The organism is Kineococcus aridisoli, assembly GCF_050871885.1.
In the GTDB taxonomy this organism is placed as follows: Bacteria; Actinomycetota; Actinomycetes; order Actinomycetales; family Kineococcaceae; genus Kineococcus.
The window spans coordinates 1-9,796 of record NZ_JBJLSF010000124.1 but is presented as its reverse complement, the minus strand read 5'-3'; the positions used below and the strand labels follow the sequence as shown (position 1 = coordinate 9,796).

Sequence of the window (9,796 nt, the reverse complement as noted above, 5' to 3'; positions counted from 1 at the left end):
CCCCCCCCCCCCCCCCCCCCCCCCCCCCCGGCCCCGCCCCCGCGGCCCCCCCGGCGGCGCTGCACGCGCTCGGCGCCGGAGCGGTGACGCTGGCGCTGGCCGCCACCGCCGGTGCGCTCGCCGCGCCCGCGGGCACGGGCGTGGCGACGGCGTGGGCGGCGGCCGTCGTGCTGGCGGGGGTGGTGCTGGCCGACGCCACCCGCGGCCTGCCCGACGCCGCCCGCGCGCGCGAGCGGGCCCGCGAGGCGCGCCGGCGCAGCGAGGCGCTGCTGGCGACACCGCCGGCCGCGGCCGAGCCGGCGCAGCCGCGGCCGCTGCCGGCACCGCTGCCGGGCGGGCCGGTGCTGCGCCTGCGCGGGGTGGTCGCCGGCTGGGAGCGGCCGTGCCTGCGCGGGCTCGACCTGGACCTGACGCCCGGCGAGGTGGTCGCGGTCCGCGGGCCCTCGGGCTCGGGCAAGTCGACGCTGGCCGCCGTGGTGCAGCGCTTCCTGGACCCGGTGGGCGGGCAGGTGCTGCTGGACGGCGTGCCGACGCAGGAGCTGCTCGGCGACGACGTGCGCCGGGTGGTGGGCCGCGTCGGCGACGACGAGCACGTCTTCGCCACCAGCCTGCGCGAGAACCTGCGGCTGGCCGCCCCGGACGCCGGCGACGACGCGCTGCGCGCGGTGCTGCAGCGGGTGCGCCTGGACGCCTGGTGCGCGGCGCTGCCGGCGGGGCTGGACAGCCCGCTCGGGGACGGCGGGGCGCCGGTCTCCGGCGGTGAGCGGCGCCGGCTCGCCATGGCGCGGGCGCTGCTGTCGGACGTGCGGGTGCTCGTCCTCGACGAGCCGTCGGAGGGGCTGGACGAGGCCACGGGCGCGGCCCTGGTGGCGGACCTGCTCGAGGCGCGCGGCGCGACGGCCGTGCTGCTGCTGGCCCACCGCGGCGAGGGCGTGGACCGCGCCGACCGGGTGCTGGAGCTGGTCGACGGGCGGCTGGAGGCGCCGGCCGGGAGCTGAGCATCGGTGACCGGCTGTGGAGCAGCGGACCACTCGTCGTCGCCGGCCGTTGACCACCGGTCGACCGGTCGTCGACACCGGGTGATCAAGTGCTCAACGTCCCCCATTCGGGCTAGCCATTCCGGTTCACCACTGGTTCATCCGTGGTTAACCTGAGCGCCCGCTCTCCGCCCGCCCAGCGGAGCCCCCCGACCGGGAGTGTCGCCGTGCTCACCACCTCCGTGCCCCCGCGCCGCCTGCTGCTCGCGCTGCTCGCGGCCGCCGCCGGGCTGTCCGCGCTCTCCTACGCCTTCCACCTGGCCACCGTCGGCCTGGGCGTCGACGCACCCCTGGTCGTCTCCGCCGCCAAGTTCGTCGACGTCAACGCCGAGACGAACCTGCCGTCCTGGTACTCCACGGTCCTGCTGACCGTCGTGGGCCTGGTCGTCCTCGACGTCGCCCGCCGCGCGTTCGCGCGCGGCGAGCGCTGGCGCTGGCACTGGGCCGTGCTCGGCGCCGGGTTCTGCTACCTCTCCCTCGACGAGCTCGTCGCGCTGCACGAGAGGTTCGTCGGCCCGATGAGCGCCCTCGTCGGCGACTCCGGGATCTTCAAGTACGCCTGGGTCGCCGCGGCCGCTCCCGTCGTCCTCGCCCTGTTCGCCGTCTACGCGCGCTTCCTGCTGGCGCTGCCGCGGCGCACCGCGGCGCTCGTCCTGCTCGGCGGCGCCCTCTACGTCGGCGGGTCCGTCGGCCTGGAGATGGTCGCCAACGCCCTCAGCGACGCCGGGTTCAGCGAGCAGGGCCTGCTCCTCGGCGCCCTGCAGACGCTCGAGGAGGGCTGCGAGATGGCCGGCCCGGCGGTGTTCCTCTTCGCGGTCGCCGACCTCCTCCAGCGCCGCACCGGGCAGCCGGGCACCGCTGACGGCACCGCTGGCGGCACGGCGGGCGCCACCGCTGACGTCACGGTCGACGTGGCCGACGCCGCCGTCGCGCGAGCCGCGGCCTCCCGCGCGGCCTGAGTCCCCTGCTCCCGCGGCCGGGCGATCCCCCACGCCGGGCCGCGGGAGCAGGCCCCTGCAGCGGGACCCCGGGAGCACGGGCGCCGCGACACGTCGGGACGGGGCGGACCCGCGGCAGCTCGACTACCGTGCGGTGATGGACCGGATCCGTTCCGCCGCAACCGCGCTGCTCGCGGTGCCGCTGCTCGCGCTGCCCGCCTGCGCACCCGCGGGGGCCGCGGCGCCCGCCGCGCCGGCCGCGACCGCGCAGGACGCACCGGACCTCGCCCGCGGGGCCAGGAGCGCGGCGCACCCGCAGCTGCCCACCTACACCTCGACGATCACCCCCGTGAGCGCCGCGGACCTGCCCGCCAGCTGGCGCCCCGGCTGCCCGGTGGGCCCGCAGCAGCTGCGGATGGTGACGTTCACCCACGTCGACCTCGCCGGCGCGGTGGCCACCGGCCGCCTCGTCGTGCGCGAGGACGTCGCGCAGCCGGTGGCCGACGTCCTGGCCGACCTGTACGCGGTGCGCTTCCCCCTCGCGCAGGCGCAGCCGGTGGACGCCTTCGGCGGTTCCGACGAGGCCTCGATGGCCGCGAACAACACCTCGGCGTTCAACTGCCGCCCGGTCACCGGCGGCACGGGGTTCTCCGAGCACGCCTACGGCACCGCGATCGACCTCAACCCCGTGCAGAACCCCTACGTCAGGGGCACCACGGTGCTGCCGGAGGAGGGCCGGGCGTTCGTGCGGCGCACCCCCGCCCCCGGCGTCGTGCTCGCCGACGACGCGGTGGTGCGGGCCTTCGCCGACCGCGGCTTCTCCTGGGGCGGGGACTGGAGCTCGCTGAAGGACTACCAGCACTTCTCGCTGTCGGGCGACTGACCGCCCGGCGCCGGGGCGCCGGGCGGCCGGGCGCCCGTCAGAACAGCTCGATGACCGGCGCGGCCGGCTGCGCCGGCGCCGGGGCACCCGCCCCCCGGCCGGAGTGCACGGCGCGCTGGCGCTGGGAGACGTAGGAGGCCTGCAGCGCGGCGACGGCGTCGTCGAGGGCGCGCAGCGCCTCGGCGTCCTGCTCGCCGCGCAGGTGCCCGGTCACCACGGCCAGCTGCCGGCCGAGCTCCTCCAGCGCCGCCGTGACGGACCCCACCGACTGGCGGGTGATGTCCTGGAACTGCGTCTGCGCGAGCGCGGCCGTGGTGCGGGCACCCAGGTCGGTGACCGAGCCGGCGATCCGGTCGGCCACCTCGCGGGTGGCGCCGACACCGGCGCTGAGCACCTCCGAGGCCTCCTGCTGGGCGCCGGCGATGCCCTCCAGCCGGGCGTTGATCTGCTCGGAGGAGCTGCCGGCGGAACCGGTGTCGCTGCCCAGGCGCTCCTCCATGAGGGTGGTGACCCGGGTGATGCCGGCGCGCACGCTGGCCGCGGCCTGCGCGGACTGGCGCGACAGCTCGCGCACCTCGTCGGCGACCACGGAGAAGCCCTCGCCGGCGTCGCCGGCGCGGACCGCCTCGATCTTGGCGTTGAGCGCCAGGATCGTCGTCGCGTGCGCGACGGCGGCGATGGCGTCGACCTCGCGGTCGAGCGCGCGGACCTCGCCGACGAGGTCGAGCACCGAGCGGTCGCGGTCGGTGACCAGCTGCACGAGCTCGGCGACGTCGGCGGCGTTCTCCCGGCTGCGGCGGGCCACCGCGTCGGCGTCCTGCTCGCAGCGGCGCACCAGCTCGTCGGCCAGCGAGCTCATCAGCTCCACGTGGCCGTCGATCTGCTGCACCTCGCTGATGAGGCCGAACGCGGCCTCCTCGGTGCCGGCGACCACGTCGCCGAGCTGGGCGCCGAGCACGTCCAGCAGCTGCCCGGAGCGGCCCAGCACCTCGGTGGCCGCGGCCACGTCGAACGACGGCTGCTCCTGCACCACCTGCTCCCTCCTGCGCAGGACGCCCACCTCAGGCTCCCGGGACGACCTGGCGGACGACGGCCATGAGCGCGTCGGCCTGCACCGGCTTGACGAGCCAGCCGGTGGCGCCGGCCGCCTTGGCCTCGTCGCGCTTGGTCTGCTCGGACTCGGTGGTGAGCATGAGGATGGGCGTGAAGCGCAGGCCGGCGCGGCGCGCCTCGCGCACGAAGCTGATGCCGTCCAGGCGGGGCATGTTCACGTCGCTGATGACGAGGTTCGGCTTCAGCCCGGCCTTGATGCGCTCCAGCGCCTCCTGGCCGTCACCGGCGGTCTCGACCGCCAGGCCCTCCTTGGTGAGGATGGACTTGATGCTCATGAGCATGGTGGGCGAGTCGTCGACGAGCATGACGGTGGTCATGAGGGGACCTCTTCCGGTGCGGGGTGTTCGGTGGGCACCGCGTCGGGGACCTCGGCGAGGCTCTCGGCGGGGGTTTCGGCGGGGGTTTCGGCGGGGGTCTCGGCGAGGCTTGCTCCCTCGGCGGGGGCGGTCTCCAGCAGCGGCAGGACCCAGGCCCGGAGGAAGTCATCGGCAGGTGCGGCCGCCACCTTGACCCGGGCGGCCATGAGCGCCTGCAGCGCAGCGGTGTGCAGGTGCGCGCACGCCGCCAGGTCGGCCAGCGGCCCGGGGGTGGTGCGCAGCCACGCGGCGAGGGGTTCGGCCTCGTCGACGACCACCGTGCCGCTCAGCACGGCGGTGTTCTCAGCGAAGTGCAGCGGCACGGGAGTTCAGCTCCTTGACGTCGAGGACCAGCAGGACGAGGCCGTCGCCCAGCAGGGCGGTGCCGCAGTAGCCGGGGGTGCCGGCGAGGAAGCCCTCGAGGGGCTTGAGGATGACGTCGGTGTTCTGGTGGAAGCGGTCCACCACCAGCCCCAGCGGCCCGGTGCCGGTGCGCACGACGAGGACGTTGAGCGCCTCGGCGTCCAGGTCCCCGCCGGTGCCCAGCAGGCCGCCCAGCGGCACCAGCGGCACCACGTCGTCGCGCAGGGCGAGGACGGGGTGGCCGGCGACGCGGGTGACGTCGGCGCGGTCGACGCGGACGGTCTCCACCACGTCGTCCAGCGGCACGCCGAAGCGCTGGCCGCCGGCGGTCAGCAGCAGCACCCGGGAGACCGCCATCGTCAGCGGCAGCCGCAGCCGGACCGTCAGCCCCTGCCCGCGGCGGTTCTCCGTGGTCACCGAACCGCCGAGCCGCTCGATGGAGCTGCGGACGGCGTCCATGCCGACACCGCGGCCGGAGACGTCCGAGATCACCTCGGCGGTGGAGAAGCCGGGGGCGAAGATCAGCTGGGCGGCGTCCTCGTCGGACATCGACTCCAGCGCGTGCTCGTCGATCAGCCCGCGCTGGTAGGCCTTGCGGCGCACGGCGTCGGTGTCGATGCCGCGGCCGTCGTCGACGATCTCGACGAGGACGGCGTCACCGTCGGGGGCCGCGCGCAGCAGCAGCGTCGCCTCCTCGGGCTTGCCGGCGGCCACGCGCTGCTCGGGGGTCTCGATGCCGTGGTCGAGGCTGTTGCGGACCAGGTGCACGAGCGGCTCGGCGAGCATCTCGATGACGTCCTTGTCCGCGGCGGTCTCCTCGCCCTCCTGCACCAGGTGCACCTTCTTGCCCAGCTTGCGCGACAGGTCGCGCACCAGGCGCGGGGCGCGGGCGAAGGCCGTGGACACCGGCAGCATCCGCACGTCCATGACGGCCTGCTGCAGCTCCTCGCTGACGCGGCTGACGACGGCGTACTCGTCGAGGACGCGGCGCGCCAGGGCGCGCGAGCCGGCGTCCTCGGCCTCCTGGGCCACGAACGGCAGGGCGTTCTTGGCGACGACGAGCTCGCCGACGAGGTCGAGCAGCTTGTCGACCTTGGCCTGCTCCACCTTCAGCACGCGGCTGGCGCGGGAGGCGTCCTCGGCGGGGGCGGCGTCGGCGCTCCCGCCGGCGCTCCCGCCGGCGTCGCCGGCGCGGGGTGCGGGGTCCTCCGGGGAGGTGCGCGGGCCGGGCACGGCGGCCGGGCCCTGCGCCGCGGCCGCGGCGCCCTGCTCGGCGACGGTGGGCGCCGGGGCGCCCGCACCGGCGGTGACGTCGGCGATCCACGCGACCAGCGGACCGGCGGCACCGGTGGCCAGGAACTCCGCGAGGGCGGCGACGCCCGGGGCGGTGTCCACCCCGGCGGCGGTGGCCACGCGCAGCGCCACCCCGGCGGCCGAGCGCACGCGCGCGGCGCCCGGCGGCGGGCCGTCGGCGATGTCGTCGCCGGCGGCGCCCACGTGCGCGAGCAGGCGGCACTGGGCCTGCAGCAGCAGGGCGTGCAGCGGGTCGGCGACCGGGGCGGTCGGCTCGGCGCTCCCGGCCGCCTCGCCGGCGGCGGGCGCGGGCGGGCCGTCCAGCAGCCGGGCCAGGCCCTCGGCGGACACCTCGACGACCTCGACCTGCTCGGGCACGTAGCGGAAGACGTGCGCGAGCTCGCCGGCGGCGGCGCGGGTCAGCGCGGTGAAGCGCAGCACGCACTCGTACTCGTCGATCTCGTCGATGCCGGCGAACGGCTCGGCCGGGGCGGTGTGCAGCAGCTCCAGAGCCGGCACCTGGCGGAAGAGGTTCAGCGGGTCCTCGCCGCGGAAGAAGCACGCGCCGTCGGGTTCGTAGCGCACCGCGCGCACGCTCGCGCCGGTGGTCGCCAGCCAGGTCCGCAGCTGCTCCAGGTGGTCGACGGGCAGGTCCAGCACCCAGCCGGGCAGGTCCACCGGCGCCGCCGGCGCCGCGGGGGCCTCCACGACGGCACCGGTGGCCGCCGCGGCCGACGGGGACCCGCCGAGCCAGGAGCGCAGCATCGCCGACTGGGTGTCGGCCTCGCGGCCGGCGTCCTCGGGGGTGCGGCCGGTGGCCTCGATGACCGGCATCCAGCGCCGGACGGTGTCGAAGGCCCACAGCAGCGCGTCGACCATGTCCGGGGTCAGCGCCAGCCGGCCGGCGCGCACGGCGTCCAGCAGGTCCTCGGCGGCGTGGGTGAGGCGGGTCAGCTCCGGCAGGTCGAACAGCCCGGAGGAGCCCTTGAAGGTGTGGGCGGCGCGGAAGACCGCGTTGACGAGCTCGCCGTCGCCGGGGTCGGCCTCCAGGCGCAGCAGGCCCTCGTCGACGTCGGCGAGCAGGTCGGCGGACTCGGCGACGAACTGCACGAGCAGGGGGTTGGTCACGACCGGCTCCCGGGGGTCGGGCTGGGGGCTGAGCTGGGGGTGGGGGTGGGCGAGGACGGCAGGGGCGAGGTGAGCAGGTCGGCGACCCGCGTGAGCAGCTCGGGCGCCACCGGCTTGACGAGGTAGAGGTTCGCGCCGGCCGCATAGCCGGCGTCGGCGTCGGACTCCTGGGACTCGGTGCTGATGGTGATGACGGGCACCGAGCGGGCCAGGGCCTCCCCGCGCAGGCGGCGCACGAGCGTGAGGCCGTCCATCTGCGGCATGTTGACGTCGGTGACCACGAGGTCGTAGCGCTGCACCAGCAGCATCTCCAGGGCCTCGAAGCCGTTGCCGGCCTCCTCGACGGTGAAACCCGCCGCTCGCAGCAGGCCACCGTGGTACATGCGCACCGTCGGGGCGTCGTCGACGACCAGCGCCAGCCCCCGCGACGGCTGCGCGGGGTCGGCGTTCTCGGTGGGCTCGCTCATGCCGTGGCTCCGATCGCGGGACGCTGGTACACGATCCCCTCCGGCAACCGGACGGGGTCGAAGATGGGTGAGATGCGGCTCATGGACTCCGAGTGGCCGAGGAAGAGGAAACCCCCGGGGCGCAGCGCGCCGAAGAGGTTCTCCGCGGCGCGCCGGGAGGAGACCTCGTCGAAGTAGATGAGGACGTTGCGGCAGAACACGACGTCGAAGGCGCGGAAGGAGCGCATCTGCGCGGTGTCGCAGAGGTTCGCGGTGGTGAAGTCGATGGCCTCGCGCACGTCCTCGCGGACCCGGTAGCGGTCCCCCTCGGCGCGCTCGAAGAACGTGCTGCGCATCGCCGGTGGGACGCGGTGCATGGAGCGCGCCCCGTACTCACCGCGCTGCGCGAGGTCCAGCACGCGGGTGTCGATGTCGGCGGCGACGATCTCGACGTCGAACTCCTCGATGCCCGGCCAGTCGGTCAGCAGCCGGATCGCGATGGAGTACGGCTCCTCCCCCGTCGAGCAGGGCACGGACAGGATCCGGATCGGGGCCGGGTCGCGGCGTGCGCGGCGGGTCTCGGCGATCCCGGGCAGGACCGTGCGGACCAGGGAGTCGAACTGGTGGTCCTCGCGCAGGAAGTACGTCTCGTTGACCGTCAGCTCGTTGACCAGCTGCTGGGCGACGCGCTCGTTGGCCCCGGTGCGCAGGGACGCGAACCAGAGGTTGAAGTCGCCGCCGTTCTCGCGCACGCAGGTGCTGACGCGCTTGTCGACGAAGTACCGCTTGTTGTCGCCGAACTGGATGCCGGTGCGCCGGTAGACCCACTCGCGCACGCGGGCGAACTGCGCGTCGGTGAGCTGGCCGCCGGCGGCGCCCGCGGTGGTGGTGCCGGGCAGGCTCACCGGGCACCCGCCGCGAGGGTGGCCAGGAACTGCAGGTAGGGGTTGGCGGGGAAGCGGGCGGCGGCCGCGGCGGACAGCTGCCGGGCCAGGGCCTCGTCCAGCTGCTGGGCGGTGTCGACGGCGGCCGCGACGACGTTCTCGTCGGGGTCGGCGTCGACGACCACCTCCAGCCAGTCCGGCACGCCGGGGTGGGCGAGGGCGCTGATGACCATGACGGCCAGGGTGCGCACCCGCACGTCGCCGGTCGTCAGCAGCGCGTCGAGCACGCTCGCCGCGCCGACGGGCATGGCCTGCAGGGTGGCGACGGCCGCGTTGCGGCGGGCGGCGTCGTCGTCGGCGAGCCAGCCGGCCAGGTGCCGGGCCACCTCGGGCAGGTCGTGCGCGAGCAGGGTGGTGAGCACCGCGTCGCGCACGGTGGGCTGGCGCTCGGCGTCGGCGGCCTCCAGCAGCGCCGGCACGGCCTCGGCGACGCCGGCCAGGTCCAGGGCCGCGCGGCGGCGCTCCTCGGCGTCGGCGCTGCGCAGCTGGGCCAGCAGGCCGTCCAGGTCGCGGTCGACCTCGCGCCGGTCGGTGGCGGGGGCTGCGGCGGTGGCCTTCTTGACCAGGCCCATGGCTCCTCCTCGGTGGTGCTGCGTGCGGGGGGGTCGTTCGGGTGGTGGGACGGGTCGGGGTCGGGAGGGCGGTCAGCCCCAGGCGACGACCTGCGCCGCGATCTGCTCGGCGGGCAGGACCCGGGTGGCGCCGTCGCGGGCCACCAGCTGGCCTGGCATGCCCCACACGACCGCCGACTCCTCGGACTCGGCGACGGTGCGCCCGCCGCGGGCCTTCAGCTGCGCCATCTGCTCGGCTCCGTCGTCGCCCATGCCGGTGAGCAGGACGCCGACGGTGCGGCGGGGGTCGACGTGCTCGAGCGCGCTGGCGACCAGCCGGTCCACGCTGGGGTGCCAGCGGTAGGTCGGGCCCGCCGGGGCGGGCCGCACCACGAGCTCTCCCCCGCGCCGGCCGAGCACGACGTCGGCGTCGCCGCGGGCGACGTACACGTGCCCGGGCAGCACCGGCACCAGGCCGGTGACCTCCTGCACCGGCAGGGCGCAGGAGGCGTCCAGCCGGCCGGCCAGCGCACCGGTGAAGGAGGCCGGCATGTGCTGGGCGATGACGACCGGCGCGGCGAAGTCGGCGGGGAACTGCGACAGCAGCGCCGATAGCAGCGCGGGACCGCCGGTGCTGGAGCCGATCAGCACCAGGTCCGCGGTCCCGCCCCGGGCGGGGGGACCCGCCGCGGGGCGCCCCCCGGGCGAGTCCCCCCGCGCGGGCGGCCGGGGCGCGTAAGCCTG

General features: G+C 76.2%; 11 protein-coding genes. 3 read left to right on the top strand and 8 right to left on the bottom strand.

What is annotated here, in order from left to right; all coding sequences use genetic code 11:
* The 3 genes from ACRYM2_RS21705 to ACRYM2_RS21695 form a co-directional block, all read left to right on the top strand.
* Positions 1-998 (top strand): ATP-binding cassette domain-containing protein (locus ACRYM2_RS21705; RefSeq protein ID WP_432524653.1); only part of this gene is annotated, 998 nt, incomplete at its 5' end.
* A 206-nt stretch (positions 999-1,204) separates the two neighbouring features.
* Positions 1,205-1,996, top strand: a complete 792-nt coding sequence (locus ACRYM2_RS21700; protein ID WP_432524651.1) for a DUF8692 domain-containing protein — start codon at positions 1,205-1,207, stop codon at positions 1,994-1,996.
* Positions 1,997-2,132: 136 nt separating this feature from the next.
* A complete protein-coding gene (locus ACRYM2_RS21695; protein WP_432524649.1) occupies positions 2,133-2,858 on the top strand; it encodes a M15 family metallopeptidase in 726 nt (241 codons plus the stop codon).
* 37 nt (positions 2,859-2,895) lie between these two features.
* Here ACRYM2_RS21695 and ACRYM2_RS21690 read toward each other — a convergent pair whose 3' ends face one another.
* From ACRYM2_RS21690 to ACRYM2_RS21655, 8 genes are all read right to left on the bottom strand, one after another.
* Positions 2,896-3,888, bottom strand: a complete 993-nt coding sequence (locus ACRYM2_RS21690) for a methyl-accepting chemotaxis protein (protein ID WP_432524648.1) — start codon at positions 3,886-3,888, stop codon at positions 2,896-2,898.
* A 31-nt stretch (positions 3,889-3,919) separates the two neighbouring features.
* Positions 3,920-4,288 carry a response regulator gene (locus tag ACRYM2_RS21685; protein ID WP_432524647.1) on the bottom strand — a complete coding sequence of 123 codons (369 nt, stop codon included), beginning with the start codon at positions 4,286-4,288 and terminating at the stop codon, positions 3,920-3,922.
* A complete protein-coding gene (locus tag ACRYM2_RS21680) occupies positions 4,285-4,650 on the bottom strand; it encodes a hypothetical protein (RefSeq protein ID WP_432524646.1) in 366 nt (121 codons plus the stop codon). Before ACRYM2_RS21680 ends, ACRYM2_RS21685 begins: the two co-directional genes overlap by 4 nt.
* The gene (locus ACRYM2_RS21675; RefSeq protein WP_432524645.1) at positions 4,631-7,111 is read right to left on the bottom strand and encodes a chemotaxis protein CheA; all 2,481 of its coding nucleotides are present in this window, start codon (positions 7,109-7,111) and stop codon (positions 4,631-4,633) included. Before ACRYM2_RS21675 ends, ACRYM2_RS21680 begins: the two co-directional genes overlap by 20 nt.
* On the bottom strand, positions 7,108-7,578 hold the full coding sequence (locus ACRYM2_RS21670) for a response regulator (protein WP_432524644.1): 471 nt from the start codon (positions 7,576-7,578) through the stop codon (positions 7,108-7,110). Before ACRYM2_RS21670 ends, ACRYM2_RS21675 begins: the two co-directional genes overlap by 4 nt.
* Positions 7,575-8,462 carry a CheR family methyltransferase gene (locus ACRYM2_RS21665; RefSeq protein ID WP_432524643.1) on the bottom strand — a complete coding sequence of 296 codons (888 nt, stop codon included), beginning with the start codon at positions 8,460-8,462 and terminating at the stop codon, positions 7,575-7,577. Before ACRYM2_RS21665 ends, ACRYM2_RS21670 begins: the two co-directional genes overlap by 4 nt.
* Positions 8,459-9,073 carry a HEAT repeat domain-containing protein gene (locus ACRYM2_RS21660; RefSeq protein ID WP_432524641.1) on the bottom strand — a complete coding sequence of 205 codons (615 nt, stop codon included), beginning with the start codon at positions 9,071-9,073 and terminating at the stop codon, positions 8,459-8,461. The genes ACRYM2_RS21665 and ACRYM2_RS21660 overlap by 4 nt, the downstream gene beginning before the upstream one ends.
* Before the next feature lie 72 nt (positions 9,074-9,145).
* The coding region (locus ACRYM2_RS21655; protein WP_432524640.1) for a CheB methylesterase domain-containing protein at positions 9,146-9,796 on the bottom strand (651 nt) is incomplete at its 5' end.

Coding starts and splice junctions, on each gene's coding strand:
- ACRYM2_RS21685 (WP_432524647.1), bottom strand. CDS start 4,288: ATGACCACCGTCATGCTCGTCGACGACTCGCCCACCATGCTCATGAGC.
- ACRYM2_RS21670 (WP_432524644.1), bottom strand. CDS start 7,578: ATGAGCGAGCCCACCGAGAACGCCGACCCCGCGCAGCCGTCGCGGGGG.
- ACRYM2_RS21695 (WP_432524649.1), top strand. CDS start 2,133: ATGGACCGGATCCGTTCCGCCGCAACCGCGCTGCTCGCGGTGCCGCTG.
- ACRYM2_RS21660 (WP_432524641.1), bottom strand. CDS start 9,073: ATGGGCCTGGTCAAGAAGGCCACCGCCGCAGCCCCCGCCACCGACCGG.